The 15,627-nt window shown below is 65.3% G+C and carries 11 protein-coding genes, 1 tRNA gene and 1 pseudogene; 5 read left to right on the top strand and 8 right to left on the bottom strand.

Annotation, left to right across the window (positions count from 1 at the left end; genetic code table 11):
- Nucleotides 1-5: 5 nt before the first annotated feature.
- The 3 genes from ASD28_RS12460 to serS all read right to left on the bottom strand — a co-directional run bounded on the left by ASD28_RS12460 (nt 6) and on the right by serS (nt 3,119).
- Nucleotides 6-1,322: a glycoside hydrolase family 5 protein gene (locus ASD28_RS12460; protein ID WP_200949086.1), complete on the bottom strand. Its 1,317-nt coding sequence runs from the start codon at nt 1,320-1,322 to the stop codon at nt 6-8.
- 339 nt (nt 1,323-1,661) lie between these two features.
- A tRNA-Ser gene (locus ASD28_RS12455) sits at nt 1,662-1,751 on the bottom strand.
- Between the two features lie 72 nt (nt 1,752-1,823).
- A complete protein-coding gene (serS, locus tag ASD28_RS12450) occupies nt 1,824-3,119 on the bottom strand; it encodes a serine--tRNA ligase (protein ID WP_056127753.1) in 1,296 nt (431 codons plus the stop codon).
- 61 nt (nt 3,120-3,180) lie between these two features.
- On the opposite strand from serS, the gene ASD28_RS12445 reads away from it, so the two are divergent.
- On the top strand, nt 3,181-3,519 hold the full coding sequence (locus ASD28_RS12445) for a YetF domain-containing protein (protein ID WP_056127751.1): 339 nt from the start codon (nt 3,181-3,183) through the stop codon (nt 3,517-3,519).
- Here the strand turns inward: ASD28_RS12445 and ASD28_RS12440 are convergent, their stop codons facing one another.
- The 3 genes and pseudogenes from ASD28_RS12440 to ASD28_RS33330 all read right to left on the bottom strand — a co-directional run.
- The gene (locus ASD28_RS12440) at nt 3,520-4,827 is read right to left on the bottom strand and encodes a replication-associated recombination protein A (RefSeq protein WP_056127748.1); all 1,308 of its coding nucleotides are present in this window, start codon (nt 4,825-4,827) and stop codon (nt 3,520-3,522) included.
- 76 nt (nt 4,828-4,903) lie between these two features.
- Nucleotides 4,904-5,512 (bottom strand): outer membrane lipoprotein chaperone LolA, encoded by a 609-nt coding sequence (gene lolA, locus ASD28_RS12435; protein ID WP_373994858.1) that lies wholly within the window; start codon nt 5,510-5,512, stop codon nt 4,904-4,906.
- Between the two features lie 2 nt (nt 5,513-5,514).
- A pseudogene (locus ASD28_RS33330) lies at nt 5,515-8,100 on the bottom strand (DNA translocase FtsK); the annotation flags it as partial.
- A 240-nt stretch (nt 8,101-8,340) separates the two neighbouring features.
- Between ASD28_RS33330 and trxB the strand changes: the two are divergent.
- From trxB to ASD28_RS12410, 4 genes are all read left to right on the top strand, one after another.
- Complete coding sequence (gene trxB, locus ASD28_RS12425) at nt 8,341-9,294, top strand: thioredoxin-disulfide reductase (protein WP_056127740.1); 954 nt, start codon at nt 8,341-8,343, stop codon at nt 9,292-9,294.
- A 73-nt stretch (nt 9,295-9,367) separates the two neighbouring features.
- The gene (locus tag ASD28_RS12420) at nt 9,368-10,033 is read left to right on the top strand and encodes a Smr/MutS family protein (protein ID WP_056127737.1); all 666 of its coding nucleotides are present in this window, start codon (nt 9,368-9,370) and stop codon (nt 10,031-10,033) included.
- Nucleotides 10,034-10,211: 178 nt separating this feature from the next.
- Nucleotides 10,212-12,398 (top strand): ATP-binding protein, encoded by a 2,187-nt coding sequence (locus ASD28_RS12415; protein ID WP_056127733.1) that lies wholly within the window; start codon nt 10,212-10,214, stop codon nt 12,396-12,398.
- 53 nt (nt 12,399-12,451) lie between these two features.
- On the top strand, nt 12,452-13,057 hold the full coding sequence (locus ASD28_RS12410; RefSeq protein ID WP_056127730.1) for a trimeric intracellular cation channel family protein: 606 nt from the start codon (nt 12,452-12,454) through the stop codon (nt 13,055-13,057).
- A 116-nt stretch (nt 13,058-13,173) separates the two neighbouring features.
- On the opposite strand, the gene ASD28_RS12405 is transcribed toward ASD28_RS12410, so the two are convergent.
- Together ASD28_RS12405 and ASD28_RS12400 are read right to left on the bottom strand one after the other, a co-directional pair.
- Nucleotides 13,174-13,512, bottom strand: coding sequence for a P-II family nitrogen regulator (locus ASD28_RS12405; protein WP_036236923.1), 339 nt, complete (start codon nt 13,510-13,512; stop codon nt 13,174-13,176).
- Nucleotides 13,513-13,555: 43 nt separating this feature from the next.
- Nucleotides 13,556-15,610: an NAD(+) synthase gene (locus ASD28_RS12400; protein WP_056127725.1), complete on the bottom strand. Its 2,055-nt coding sequence runs from the start codon at nt 15,608-15,610 to the stop codon at nt 13,556-13,558.
- Nucleotides 15,611-15,627: the final 17 nt, after the last annotated feature.

The following is a 15,627-nucleotide window of genomic DNA, read 5'->3' as shown; positions in this document are numbered from 1 at the left end:
CGCAATCAGGGTGCGAGGCCCGCCATCAACGCATCCAGTGTCGCCTGGCCGCGCACCTGGTACGTGCGGCGGTCGAAGATGCTGCCCGACTGGTCGTCCGGTGCGCCGACGTCCCAGAAGAACGGCAGCACGCCGTTGGCGCGGGCCTTCTTGACGACGTAGGTGTGGTAGTAGTTGCGCGACTTGAGGTGCAGCGCCAGCGAGTCGCCCGTCAGGTTCGTGCGACGCTGGGCAGCGAATTCGCCGAGCAGGACCGGAATGCCCTTGTCGACGAATGCCGTCTTCAGGCTGGCGAATTGCGCATCGACGTAGTCTTCCTCGCCCCACGTCGGATTACGGTCGGTATCCGTCGTCGAGTGGTTGCCCGCGCCCCAGTAATAAGCCTGTTTGCCCCAGGATTCATCCTTGTTCATCAGCGCGAAATTGAATGGCGCATAGAAGTGGATCTCGGCCATCATCCGGCCAGCCACCTTGTCGGCCGGCAGCGTCGGCATGTATTTCACCAGCAGGTCGATATTCGTCTCCGGGGCCTGCACGACCAGCACGCGGTAGGCGTTGCGGCCGCCAGTGGAGCGCACGGCGTCGACGAAGGTCTGGTGATAGCTCTGCAGGACGGCGACCGCCGTTTTCAGCGTCGGCACGTCGGTGTTCTGCTCGTTGCCCGTCGCCGGTTCGTTGGCGCTGGCGAACATCACGTGGTCGTCGAAATCGCGCAGCGTGGTCGCGATCTGTTCCCAATATGCCTTCTGCTTGGCATTCACGGCATCCTTCTTCTCGGGCGTGATGTTCTTTTCCAACCAGCCGCCGTCCCAGTGGATGTTGACCAGAACGTACATATCGTTGTCGACACAATACTGAACAACCTGTTTCACGCGGGCGAGCCAGGTGGCGCTGATCTGGCCCGTCTTCTGGTCCGCGTACTGGTCCCACGCCACGGGCAGGCGGATCGCGTTGAAGCCGGCTTTCTTGACGGTCTGGATGAGCTCATTCGTGATCAGCGGATTGCCCCAGGCCGTTTCGCCGCCGATGGCTTCCATCGTGTTGCCGATGTTGAAGCCGATGCGGACCGATGCCGCGATCTGCCGGGCGTCGTGCGACATGCCCGACATGTCGGCCGGGAGGGGATTCGTGTTGTAGCTTGGGTATGTGCCTGCGGTCGGTGCGGGCGTGGGTGCGGGTGCGGGCGCCGGTGCGGGTGCGGGAGCGGGTGCTGGCGTGACGGCAACCGGCGCGGTCGCCGGCGATGCGGAACCGCCGCCACCGCCGCAACCGGCGAGCAACGCCGCGAGCAATGCGGCAGACAGCGTGGACAAGGCTTTCATGGATCTCCTCCAGGTATTTCTGATAAACCTGCAGGGTAGAAAAGTCTTATTCCTTGCGGATAGCTATTGGCGGAAAATTGCTAGCAATATGCAGATTGTTGAAGGATTTTTGGAGGCTGTGTTAGCGGCGCGGGCTTTGCGGGCTTTGCAGCGCGCGCCCTCGGCGCGCGGGGCCGTCCGCGTTGCGGACGGCAGATGGGCGATTCGAAGAGGATTGAGCGCAGCTCAATCCGGCTCGCAAGCCCAGTCCTTCGAATCCCACCGCGCAGGGCGCGCAGGCGCCCTGCTCTCTCCACCAAAAACAAAAGGCTCCCGATGGGAGCCTTTTGTTTTTAATCTTGGCGGAGAGGGTGGGATTCGAACCCACGGTACGGTCACCCGTACGCCTGATTTCGAGTCAGGTACATTCGACCACTCTGCCACCTCTCCTGGTAACCGGTCGCTTGTGCGCGTGAGGCCGCATTATAGACGGCCTCCCGCGAAAACGGAAGGGCTATTTGATTACGCCGCCGGAACCAGCCGCTCCAGCCCGCCCATGTACGGACGCAGCACGTCCGGCACGACGACGCTGCCGTCCGCCTGCTGGTAATTCTCCAGCACGGCGACGAGCGTGCGGCCCACGGCCAGGCCCGAACCGTTCAGCGTGTGCAGCAGCTCCGGCTTGCCCTTGGCGTTGCGGAAGCGGGCCTGCATGTTGCGGGCCTGGAAATCTTCGCAGTTCGACAGCGACGAGATCTCGCGGTACGTGTTCTGCGCCGGCAGCCACACTTCCAGGTCATAGGTTTTCGCGGCGGAAAAACCCATATCGCCCGTGCACAGCTGCATCACGCGGTACGGCAGGCCCAGGTTCTTCAGGATCGTCTCGGCCTGGCCCACCATCTCTTCCAGCGCGTCGTACGACTGTTCCGGATGCGCGATTTGCACGAGCTCGACCTTGTCGAACTGGTGCTGGCGGATCATGCCGCGGGTGTCGCGGCCGTAGCTGCCCGCTTCCGAGCGGAAGCACGGGGTGTGGGCCGTGATCTTGATCGGCAGGGTGTCAAGCGCGACGATCTCGTCGCGCACCATGTTGGTCAGCGACACTTCCGACGTCGGGATCAGGTAGAAATTCTCACCCTCGCCTTCGGCGCCGCCCTTTTTCACGGCGAACAGGTCTTCCTCGAACTTCGGCAGCTGGCCCGTGCCGCGCAGCGAATCCGCGTTGACCATGTACGGGGTGTAGCACTCGGTGTAGCCGTGCTGGCCCGTGTGCGTGTCCAGCATGTATTGCGCCAGCGCGCGGTGCAGGCGGGCGATGCCGCCTTTCATCACGGCGAAGCGCGAGCCCGTCAGCTTGGTCGCGGTGTCGAAATCGAGGCCCAGCGGGCTGCCGACGTCGACGTGGTCCTTCACTTCGAAATCGAAAGCGCGCGGCGTGCCCACCTTGCGCACTTCCACGTTGCCCGACTCGTCCTGGCCCACCGGCGTGGACGGGTGCGGCAGGTTCGGGATCGCGGCCATGAACTGGGCCAGCTTGTCCTGCACCTGGGACAGCAGCGTCTCGTTGGCCTTCAACTCGTCGCCGATGCCGGCCACGTCCGCCATCACGGCGCTCGTGTCCTCGCCCTTGCCTTTCAGCATGCCGATCTGCTTGGACAGCGAGTTGCGCTTGCCCTGCAATTCCTCGGTGCGCGTCTGGATCGCCTTGCGCTCGGCTTCGAGGGCGTTGAATCCGGCGACGTCGAGCTGGTACTTGCGGCTCGCGAGGCGCGCGGCGACGTTGTCGATGTCTTTGCGGAGGAGTTGGATGTCTATCATTGTCGGGATTGTCGCAGGGTGGGATATCGAAACCGCAATTGTACCAAGTCGTAGGCGGCGCATGTCCTCATCCGCGCGCCGATCTTTTGGTCGATCCGGCACCATCATCGGCTGGAGCTATGGGCTGAACTGGCTGAGTTTCCGCTTTCCCCGGTTCCGCCGTTTCGCACTGGCGCCGCCGATCCGCATCATTAAGGACGGGGTGAAACAGGATGCCGCGCTGCGCGGCGAGCTGATCAGCGATGAGGAATTGCGGGCGATGCTGCACGAGCACGAAGTCGAGGACATCGCCCAGGTCCGGCGCGCCTGGCTGGAGCCGGACGGCCAGTTGACGGTGCTGCGCCGGCGCGGCGCGCGCGACGATGGCGGCACGGGCAGCCCGCCGCGGCGCGGGTTGTAATCAGCCGGCGCGGGCGTCGTCGTCCAGGCTGCGCAGCCAGGCCAGCTTTTCCGCGATCTTCGCCTCGATCCCGCGCGGCACCGGCTGGTACCAGCCCGGCTCCGGCATGCCATCCGGCAAATAGGTCTCGCCGGCCGCATACGCATGCGGTTCGTCGTGGGCGTAGCGGTAGTCGTGGCCGTAGCCAAGTTCCTTCATGAGCTTGGTCGGCGCATTGCGCAAATGGACCGGGACCTCGCGCGATTTATCTTTCCGCACGAACGCCATCGCCGCATTGAACGCGTTGTAGCCGGCATTGCTCTTGGCGGCGATGGCGAGGTAGATGACGGCCTGGCCCAGCGCGAGCTCGCCCTCCGGCGACCCGAGGCGCTCGAACGTCTCGACCGCATCGTTGGCGAGCTGGATCGCGCGCGGGTCGGCGATGCCGATGTCTTCCCAGGCCATGCGGACGATGCGCCGTCCCAGGTATTTCGGATCGGCGCCGCCGTCCAGCATGCGGCACAGCCAGTACAGCGCGGCGTCCGGATGCGAACCGCGCACGGACTTGTGCAGGGCCGAGATCTGGTCGTAGAAATTGTCGCCGCCCTTGTCGAAGCGGCGCGCGTTCAAGGTGAGCGCGTTCTCGACGAATTCGCGCGTGATGTGCGCCGTCTGCGCCGTGTCGGCCGACGTCTTCGTCTGCTCCAGCAGGTTCAGGAAGCGGCGGGCGTCACCGTCCGCGTAGCCGATCAGCGTCTGGACGGCGACATCGTCGAACTGCAGGTGCGCCAGGCCGCCCTGTTGGCGCGCGCGTTCCAGCAACTGGCGCATCTCGTCGTCGTTCAGCGCCTTCAGCACGTACACCTGCGAGCGCGACAGCAGTGCCGAGTTGACTTCGAACGACGGGTTTTCCGTCGTCGCGCCGATCAGCGTGACGAGGCCGGATTCGACGAACGGCAGCAGCGCGTCCTGCTGCGACTTGTTGAAGCGGTGGATCTCGTCGATGAACAGGATCGTGTGGTGCCCGGACGCCAGGTAGTGCTCGGCCTGTTCGATGGCGGCGCGGATGTCCTTCACGCCCGACAGCACTGCGGACAGCGCGATGAATTCGCAGTCGAACGCGTTCGCCGTGAGGCGCGCCAGCGTGGTCTTGCCGACGCCCGGCGGGCCCCACAGGATCATCGAATGCGGACGCCCCGATTTGAACACGAGATTCAATGGCTTGCCCTCGCCCAGCAAATGGCTCTGGCCGATCACCTCGGCGATCGTCTTCGGGCGCAGGCTTTCCGCCAGCGGGGCGGCGGGTTCGGTCTTGAAAAGGTCATCCATGGGCTGCGTTGTTCTTGTTCATCTTGCCTATGTATGGCCGGCGCGTCGAAAGCGCAAGCGGCTTACTGCAAGGGGTCTATTGATTAACGACCTCCGCGCCTTTCGGCACGTCGAACTCGAACGTCTGCGCGCCGAGCGCCGGGTTGCGCTGGACGTTCGTGAATTTCAGCATCACCGTCTGGCCGAAGTTGTCCTTCAACTCCATCGCCTGCGGGAAGCCGTCCTTGAGGCCGATGCCGATCTGTTCGAACGTCGTGTCCTTCGACTTCGGCGTCGCGTTCAGCCATTCCAGGCCGTCGTGCGTGCCCGCTTCGGCCAGCGTGAAATTCTTTTCCAGGTCGTTGCTGCCGAACAGGATCGCGGCCGGCGAGCTGCCCAGCGCGCCGCCCAGCTTGCGCGTCGTGACCTGGTTCAGGTCCTTGTCGTACAGGTACAGGGTCTCGCCGTCGGCCTGCAGCAGTTGCTCGTACGGCTTCTGGTACGTCCAGATGAATTTGCCGGGGCGCGCGAACACGAAGGTGCCGCTCGAGACCTTGCCCGTCCTGGTCTTCAGGACCTGCGTCTGCGTGAATTCGCCGCGGGCGGACCTGGTGCCGGCGACGAAGGATTTGAACTGGTCCAGGGCAGTGGCGTGGGCCGCGCCCGCGATCAAAAAGGTCGTAGCAATCAGTGTAGTTTTCAGCATTCTCATTCCGCGTTCGTTGCCGGCACCAGGATGTCCCGGTTGCCGTTCGATTGCATCGGCGACACGATGCCGCTTTGCTCCATCTGCTCGAGCAGGCGCGCGGCGCGGTTGTAGCCGATGCGCAGGTGGCGCTGCACCAGCGAGATCGACGCCCGGCGGTTCTTCAGCACCACGGCCACGGCCTGGTCGTACATCGCGTCGGACTCGCCGCCGCCTTCGCCGGCCGGCACGCCGTCGGCGCCGCCGCCATCCTCAGCCACGCCGCCTTCGAGGATGCCCTCAATGTAATTCGGTTCGCCCGTGGACTGGAGATGTTTTACAACTCGATGCACTTCGTCGTCCGAGACAAAGGCGCCGTGCACGCGGATCGGCAGGCCCGTGCCCGGCGGCATGTACAGCATGTCGCCCATGCCCAGCAGCGTCTCCGCGCCCATCTGGTCGAGGATGGTGCGCGAGTCGATCTTGGACGACACCTGGAACGCGATACGCGTCGGGATGTTCGCCTTGATCAGGCCCGTGATGACGTCCACGGACGGGCGTTGCGTCGCGAGGATCAGGTGGATGCCGGCCGCGCGCGCCTTCTGGGCGATACGGGCGATCAGTTCCTCGACCTTCTTGCCGACCACCATCATCAGGTCGGCCAGCTCGTCGATGATGATGACGATCGTCGGCAGCTTGTCGAGCGGCTCCGGGGCGTCGGGCGTCAGCGAGAACGGGTTCGGGATGTGTTCCTCGCGCTTGGCCGCTTCCGCGATCTTGCTGTTGTAGCCGGCCAGGTTACGCACCCCCAGCTTCGACATCAGTTTATACCGCCGCTCCATCTCGTTCACGGCCCAGTTCAGCGCGTGGCCGGCCTGGCGCATGTCCGTGACGACCGGCGCCAGCAGGTGCGGAATGCCTTCGTACACCGACATCTCCAGCATCTTCGGGTCGATCAGGATCAGGCGCACGTCGGCAGGATCGGCTTTATAGAGCAGCGACAGGATCGTCGCGTTGATGCCGACGGATTTACCGGAACCCGTCGTACCCGCCACCAGCAGGTGCGGCATCTTCGCGAGGTCGGCGACGACCGGCTTGCCGGCAATGTCCTTGCCCAGCGCGACCGTGAGGCTCGACGCGCTGTCGCCATACACTTTCGAGCCAAGGATTTCCGTCAGGCGCACGATCTGGCGCTTCGGATTCGGCAGCTCGAGCGCCATGTAGTTCTTGCCGGGGATCGTCTCGACGACGCGGATCGACGTCAGCGACAGCGAACGCGCCAGGTCGCGCGCCAGGTTGACGATCTGGCTACCCTTCACGCCCGTCGCGGGCTCGATCTCGTAGCGCGTGACGACCGGGCCCGGATATGCGGCCACGACCTTCGCCTCGACGCCGAAGTCGGACAGCTTCTTCTCGATCAGGCGGCTCGTGAACTCCAGCGTATCGATGGCAACGGATTCCTGGACGGGCGGCGCCTCGTCCAGCAGCGCCAGCGGCGGCAGCGTGCTGTCGCCGTGGACTTCGAACAGGTGCGACTGGCGTTCCTTTTCGGCGCGCTCGGAACGCGGCACGGTCGTCATCGCCGGCTCGATCTTGATGGGCGACGGATTCGGCGCGGAGGCCGGCGGCAGCGGCGCTTTCACGGGCGCCGGCGCGGGTGCGCGCGGGGCCTCGTCCGGCTCGTCGAGCGATGGCTCCCACGCGGACGGTGCCGCAGGGGCCGCTGCATCGTCGATCTGCGGCTCGGCCCGGGCGCGGGCCAGCTTCGCCTCTCCGCGCGCCTTCACCTTCGCCTTCATCTTGGCGAGGAAGCCCGGCGCCGGCGGCACGTCTTCGTGCGCCTCGTCGAACTCGTCGTCGCGCGGCGTCTCGATGCGGACCGGCGAACCGGCATGTTTTTCCACGTACTTGGCGCGCTCGTGCACGACGACTTCATCGCGCTTGTTCGCGGCCACTTCGCCATAGCGGCGGTCTTCGCGGTCTTCGTAGCGCAGGCGGAACCAGTCCCACGTCGTCTCGACGGATTCGCCGATGCGCTCGGCCACCGCCAGCCACGACACCTGGAAATACCAGGAAAAGCCGAGGCCGAACAGCAGCAGCAGGAGCAAGGTCGCGCCCGTGAAACCGAATGCGGTGTGGGCGGAATGGCCGATCAGCTGGCCCAGCACGCCGCCGGCCGCGCGCGGCAGCTCGACTTTCAGGGACCACATGCGCAGGTATTCCAATCCCACGCTGCCGGCGAACATCAGCACGAAACCGATCCACCGGATCAAGGTTTCGCCCTGGTGCTCGGGCTCCTGTTCCGCTTCCTGGACGATGAACCTGGTATGTAATCGCCGATAGCCCTTCCAGACGGCGCGCGTAAAGCAGACACACAACCACCAGGCGGAAAAGCCGAAAATGAACAACAATAAATCGGCCAGCCAGGCGCCGGCACGGCCGCCCAGGTTGGCGACGTGGGCGACGGCGTTCTCATGCGACCAGCCCGGATCGGCCTTGTTATAGCTGAGCAAAATGAGGACGAAATACAACAGCGCGACGGCCGTGGCCAGCCAGCGCGCCTCCGACAACAGGCGCACGAGCCGGTTCGGCAGCGGCTGGCGCGGCGGTCGCGGCTTGTGAGTATAGGTCGTGCTCGTCGATGGACTATTCTTGCTCATTGCGGTGTGAAACGGTACTGCCGGGTAACAATTCCCCAAAGATGAACATTCTAAGCGATATAGCGCCGCGTTGGCCCCACGATTCATGCTTGTTTGCATCATCGACTATAATCGCGGGTTCAACGCCTCTTGATTCCCGCACTGCCCGGCCCCACTTTCCGGGCATCATCCAATAGAAGAAGTTCACACATGACCACTCGCAAACATGCCAAAGTCCTGATCCTCGGTTCCGGCCCCGCCGGTTACAGCGCTGCCGTGTACGCCGCGCGCGCCAATCTCAGTCCGATGCTGGTGACCGGTGTCGAGCAGGGTGGTCAACTGATGACGACGACCGACGTCGAGAACTGGCCGGGCGACCCGCTGGGCGTGCAAGGTCCGGAACTGATGCAGCGCCTGCTGCAGCACGCGGAGCGCTTCAATACCGAGATCGTGTTCGACCACATCCACACGACGTACCTGAACGAGAAGCCGATCCGCCTGGTGGGCGACTCGCACGAGTTCACGTGCGACGCGCTGATCATCGCGACCGGCGCCTCCGCGCAATACCTCGGCCTGCCCAGCGAACAGGAATTCATGGGCAAAGGCGTGTCCGCCTGCGCCACGTGCGACGGCTTCTTCTACCGCAACCAGGAAGTCGCGGTGATCGGCGGCGGCAACACCGCGGTCGAGGAAGCGCTGTACCTGTCGAACATCGCGACGAAGGTCACGCTGATCCACCGCCGCGACAAGTTCCGCGCCGAACCGATCCTCGTCGACCGCCTGATGGCCAAGGTCGCAGAAGGCAAGATCGCGCTGGAACTGAACCAGACGCTGGACGAGGTCAAGGGCGACCAGAGCGGCGTGACCGGCCTGCAGCTGAAGTCGACGGACGGCGGTTCGACCAAGGAGCTCAAGGTGCACGGCCTGTTCGTGGCGATCGGCCACAAGCCGAACACGGGCATCTTCGAAGGCCAGATCGACATGCACAACGGCTACATCAAGACCCGCGGCGGCAGCGAAGGCATGGCCACCGCGACCAACGTCCCGGGCGTGTTCGCGGCCGGCGACGTGCAGGACCACGTGTACCGCCAGGCGATCACGTCGTCCGGATCGGGCTGCATGGCCGCGCTGGATGCCCAGCGTTACCTGGAAGCCATGGAGTAATTGAAAGGCGGTTCGATGGCGGGCACGCCAGCTTGCCGGGGGCAAGCCGGCGAATTGAATTGCGTTAGCAATCATGAAACAATTCTCTGAACTGAAATCCCTGCGCGACAAGCTCAAGGAAGACGAAAGGCTGCGCGCCATCGAAAAGGCCGAGCGGGAAAAGCGCGAGCGCATCGCGCGCGAGCGCGCCGTCGAATTCCGCTCGGCCGTCACGGACGTCGTCAAGATGCCCGAATCGGACCGCTACGTATGGCGGCCGATGCACGAATTCGAAACCCGCGGCCAGCCGCTGCCCACGCGTCCCCGCACACTGGAAGAAGAAACGGCCGCCGTGCTGCGCGAGTCGATGCTGTCCGACCAGTTCGACGTGGACGGCCTGCTCGACGAAGACCCGTCCCTCAGCTGGTCGGCGCCCGGCGTCGGCCCGGACGTCGTCAAAAAGCTGCGCAAGCGCCACTGGCCCGTCGAGGACGAGCTGGACCTGCACGGCCTCACGCGCGACCTGGCGCGGCGCCACGTCGACGCCTATCTCCGCAAATCCAGCAAGCGCGGCATCCGCTGCGTGCGCATCATCCATGGCGTGGGCTATGGCTCGGCCGGCGGCGAACCGGTCCTGCGCGGCATGGTCCACAGCTGGCTCGTGCAGACGGGCGACGTGGTCGCGTTCTGCGTCGCGAACCGGGCCGACGGGGGCAACGGCGCATTGATCGTCCTCCTGCGCCCCGCATTGCTGGATTGAGCACTCTTTCCCACTGTCAAGTCGTAGAATAAATCCGTTAAAACATGGCCATATTGGCATGTTTTATTGTCAAAAATACGCACCGAATTGACGAAACGGGTAAGATGCCTATGACGTAGTGCCGAGGTGGTGCTGCCAGCATAAGGATGAGCGAGTGAAGTCCAGTAGCCCGGTGCCGATGGCAGCGCCCCAGCGGGTCGACCTGCAGAACTGTGCGGACGAACCGATCCATATCCCCGGCTTCATCCAGCCGCATGGCGCCCTGCTCTCCCTGTCGGACGCCGGGCTCGTCGAAGGCTGGAGCACCAACATCGCCACCGTCATGGACAACGAGCCCGCGCTGGGACAACCCTTCGGCACGCTCGGGCTGCCGGAGGCGGTGACTGAACTCATCCAGGAATGCCTGGCCACGATGGAGGACGGCGACGCGCCGGCCACGGTGGCGGCCCTGTCCATCGGCGGACGCGAATACGACTGCGTCGTGCATGGGCACATGCACCGCGTGCTCGTCGAATTCGAGACGCGCGAGGCCAGCATGGAGGAAGTGGCCCAGTTCGCGATCAAGGCGCACTCGTCGATCGACCGCCTGCGCCGCCAGCGCAGCATCGACGGCCTGCTGGAGGCCACCGTGCGCCAGATCCGCGAATTCACGGGCTTCGACCGCGTGATGGCCTACCGCTTCCGCAGCGACGATTCGGGCGATGTGGTGGCCGAGGCACGCCGCGACGACCTCGTGCCCTACCTCGGCCAGCGCTACCCGGCCGGCGACATCCCGCCGCAGGCGCGCCGTTTATACGTGCTGAACACCCTGCGCATGATCGCCGACGTCGGCTACCACGCCGTGCCGCTGCTAGGCGCGGAAGGCAGCGCGCCGCTCGACCTGAGCTTCGCCGTGCTGCGCAGCGTGTCGCCGGTCCACGTGGAGTATCTGCAGAACATGGGCGTGGGCGCGTCGATGAGCGTGTCGATCGTCGTTCATGGCCGCCTGTGGGGCCTGATCGCGTGCCACCACATGGCGCCGAAGCGCGTGCCCTATTCCGTCCGGATGGCGGCCGACGTGCTCGCGCAGGTGATCGCCTCCACCGTGCAGGGCATCGAGGCGCGCGAGGACGCGGAACTGGTCGAGCACGCGGCCAAGGTGCGCACCAGCCTCGTCGAATCGCTGCTGCTGGAAGACGACCCGCTCGAAGCCCTCGTCGAGCATGGCGACGGCCTGCTGGAATCCACGCATGCGCAGGCGCTCGTCGTGAGCCAGTACGGGCGCGTCGTGTGCCGCGGCGTCGACCAGGCGCTGGGCGACGCCATCGTCGCGTCGCTGCCGGCCGAGCCGCACGACATCGTCACCCGGACATCCGTGAAGGAGTGGCCGGACGCGATCCAGGCCCGGCTCGGCAAATGGGTCGGCATGCTGGGCCTGCCCTTCGACCCGCCCAGCGGCGGCTGGTGCGTGCTGCTGCGCACGGAACAGATCGAGGAAGTGGCCTGGGGCGGCAAGCCGGACAAGACCCAGGCCGGCCCGCTGGGCGAGCGCCTGACGCCGCGCGGTTCGTTCGAAGCCTGGCACGAGACGGTGCGCGGCCTCGCCCACCCGTGGGAAGACGGCATCCTCACGCATGCGCGCATGATGCTGGGCGAACTGGCGCGCGTGTCGAACGCGCGCCGCGCCCAGACGGAATCCACGCGCGCGCAACTGCTCGCCATGCTGGGCCACGACCTGCGCGACCCGCTCAACTCGATCAACATGGCCGGCATGGTCCTCGAGCGCACGGATGGCGTCGGCAACAAGGGCACCCTGGGCAAGCGCATCCAGTCGTCCAGCAACCGCATGCAGCGCATGATCGGCCAGGTGCTGGACATGAGCCGCATCGACCGCGGCCTCTCGCTCGGCATCGACCTCCAGCCCGTCGACCTCGCGGCCCTCCTCGAGGACATGGTCGAGGAAGCGCGCCTCGCCTATCCGACCATCGTCTACGATTTGCACACCGTCGGGCCGGCGTTCGTGCTGGCGGATGGCGGCCGGCTCGGCCAGGTGGTGTCGAACCTGCTGTCCAACGCCCGCCACCACGGCGAGCCGAACCAGCCGATCACCATCCGCCTCGTGCCGCGGGACGGTCCCGGTCTTGGCCTTGCTGTGCTGGAAATCGCGAACGCGGGCGCGCCGATCCCGGCGGAGAACGAGGCCGCGCTGTTCAACCCGTTCAAGCGCAGCTCGCTGAACAATCCGCGCAACCGTACCGGCATGGGGCTCGGCCTGTACATCGCCCAGCAGATCGTGCGCGAACACGAGGGCGAGATCGACTATCGGCACGAGAATGGCAAGGTGATCTTCGCCGTCCGCCTGCCGCTGGCACCGAACGCACACTGACACCGCCGGGGCCGGCATGCTAGTCTAGCAACATGGAGACGATCGCCCCCCGCATGCACCTCATCACCGTCATTGAAATCGTTGCGATCCTGGTGGGCGCGTTCTCGGGATTCATCGAGGCGCGGAGAAAGCGCATGGACGTGGTGGGGGTGTTCACGGTGGCCTTCATCGCCGCATTCGGCGGCGGCACCCTGCGCGACATCCTGCTCGATAAACGGCCGCTGTTCTGGGTGATCCACCAGGAGTACGCGATCCTGATCTTCGTGCTGGCCCTCGTCGCGACGCCGCTGATCCGCACGCTGCGCCAGATCGTGTCGGAACGGCTGATCGTCATCGCCGACGCGGTCGGCCTGGGGCTGTTTTCGGTGGCGGGCGTGTCGTCCGCGCTGGACGCGCACATGCCGCTGTTCATCGCCTCGATGATGGGCGTGATCACGGGGATCTTCGGCGGCGTGATGCGCGACATCGTCTGCAACGAAGTGCCGATGGTGTTCAGGGACGGCAAGCCCTACGCGATCTGCGCGTTCCTCGGCAACTGGATGTTCCTGCTGCTGGGGATGAACGGCTTTCCGCACGATTTCGCGCTGTGGTCCAGCGCGATGTTCATCGTCGTGTTCCGGCTGGTGGCGTGGAGGTTCGATGTGCGGGTGGGGCGCTAGTGCGTCATTCCCGCGCAGGCGGGAATCCATGCGGAGCCTCAGAATACGGCCAACGCTGCATGACTGCATCGATTGCCGGAGCTTCAGTATGGGTCCCCGCCTTCGCGGGGACGACGTTATACGGCGTCCGGTCCCGTCTCGCCCGTACGGATACGAATCACCTGCTCCACTTCCTGCACGAAGATCTTGCCGTCGCCGATCTTGCCGGTCCGCGCCGCCTTGATGATCGCATCCACGACCTGCTCGGTCAGCGCATCGTCGACCACCACTTCGATCTTCACCTTGGGCAGGAAATCGACCACGTATTCGGCGCCGCGGTACAGTTCCGTGTGGCCCTTCTGGCGGCCGAAGCCCTTCACTTCCGTGACGGTCAGGCCGGTGACGTTCACTTCGGCCAGCGCTTCGCGCACTTCGTCCAGTTTGAACGGCTTGATCACGCAGGTAATCTGTTTCATCTTCATCTCCTAAGAATTTCCCGGGATTATCGCATGGCGCCCGTCAGTCCGGAATCCTCGCCAGCTGGTCCATCCACACGGTCGCTTCCGAGTCGCTCGGCGCGCGCCAGTCGCCGCGCGGGGACAGCGAGCCGCCGTTGCCGACCTTCGGCCCGTTCGGCACGCACGAGCGCTTGAACTGGCTCGTCTTGAAGAAGCGCCACAGGAAGATGCCGAGGTTTTTCTTGATCGCCGCGAGGTCGTACTGGTTGCGCGCCGGGCTGCCGCCCTCCGGCCACGGCCCCGCCGCGCTATCCTGCCACGCGCTCCACGAGAGGAACGCGACCTTCGCCGGGCCGAAACCGTAGCGCAAGGTGTAGTACAGGTTGAAGTCCTGCAGCTCGTACGGCCCGATGAAATCTTCCGTCACCTGCGCCGGCTTGTTCGCCTCCCCCACCTTGCCCGGGACCAGCTCCGGCGAGATCTCCGTCTCCAGCACGTTGATCAGGACGTCGGAGCCCGTGTCGCCGATCTGCTTCGTGTCCGCGACCCAGCGCACGAGGTGGGAAATGAGCGTCTTCGGCACGCTCGCGTTGACGTTGTAGTGCGACATGTGGTCGCCCACGCCATACGTGCACCAGCCCAGCGCCAGTTCGGACAAATCGCCCGTGCCGATCACGATCGCGTGGTGGTGGTTCGCGAGGCGGAACAGGTGGCTGGTGCGCTCGCCCGCCTGCACGTTCTCGAACGTCACGTCGTACTGCTCGGCGCCTTCCGCATACGGATGGCCGAGGTCCTTCAGCATCTGGATGCAGCTGGGGCGGATGTCGATCTCGTGCGCCGTGCAGCCGACGACGCGCATCAGTTCGCGCGCCTGGCGCAGCGTGCGCTCGCTCGTCGCGAAGCCCGGCATCGTGTACGCGAGGATGTTCGTGCGGGAGAGCCCCAGCTTGTCCAGCGCCTTGGCGCAGACGAGCAGCGCGTGCGTGGAGTCGAGGCCGCCGGAGATGCCGATGACGACTTTCTGGTGCCCGGACGACTGCAGCCGCTGCACGAGCGCCTGCACCTGGATGTTGTAGACCTCCGTGCAGCGCTCGTCGCGGCGGCGGCCGTCGGCCGGCACGTACGGGAAGCGCTCGACGAGGCGCGCCAGCGGCAGGTCTTTCCCGATCGGCAGCGGCACGGCGAAGGTCTGCACGCGGAATTTTTCGACTTCGTGCGCGTGGCGGCGCACCGATTGCGCGAACGTCGTCGTGTGCATGCGGTCGACCGACAGGCGTTCCAGGTCGACGTCGCCGAAGATGATGTGCGAATCGGCCAGGAAGCGCTCGGACTCGGCCAGCTTGTCGCCCTTTTCGTAGATCAGTGACTGGCCGTCCCACGCCATGTCCGTCGTCGATTCGCCGCGGCCCGCCGACGTGTACAGGTACGCGGCGAGGCAGCGCGCGGACTGCTGCGACACGAGCTGGTGCCGGTAGCCGCTCTTCCCGACGACGACGTTCGACGCCGACAGGTTCACCAGCACCGTCGCACCGGCCAGCGCGGCGTACGAGGACGGCGGGACCGGCACCCACACGTCTTCGCAGATCTCGACGTGGAAGCGGAACAGCGGCTGGTTCTCGAGCTCGAAGATCTGTTCGGGACCGAACGGCACGTCCTGGCCCAGCAAGGTGATCCGGTCGACGGCCGCGTTGTCCGCGGGACTGAACTGCCGACTTTCATAAAATTCGCCATAATTGGGCAGGTAGCTTTTCGGGACCACACCCAGGATGCGGCCACCGGCGACGACCACGGCACAGTTGAACAGCACGTGGTTGACGCGCAGCGGCGCGCCGACGACGACGGCCAGCGGGAGCGTGCTTGAGGCCGCGACCACCTCGGCCAGCGCGTCCAGCACGGCGTCGAGCAGCGCGCGCTGGTGGAACAGGTCGTCGCACGTGTAGGCCGACAGCCCCAGTTCGGGGAAGGCGGCCAGCACGGCGCCATGCTCGGCGGCTTCACGCGCAAGGCGGATCGTTTCCTGCGCATTGAATGCGGGGTCCGCGACCTTGCAGCGCGGGCTGGCGACGGCGACGCGCGCGAAATCATGGGAGTACAGGTTGAAGAATCGCTTATCCATAGGTCTCAACAGCTCAC

Origin of the sequence: Massilia sp. Root133, assembly GCF_001426525.1 — a bacterium.
GTDB lineage: Bacteria > Pseudomonadota > Gammaproteobacteria > Burkholderiales > Burkholderiaceae_D > Telluria > Telluria orientalis.
Note: the sequence above shows the minus strand (reverse complement) of the source record. Positions and strands in the feature narration are given on the sequence as shown.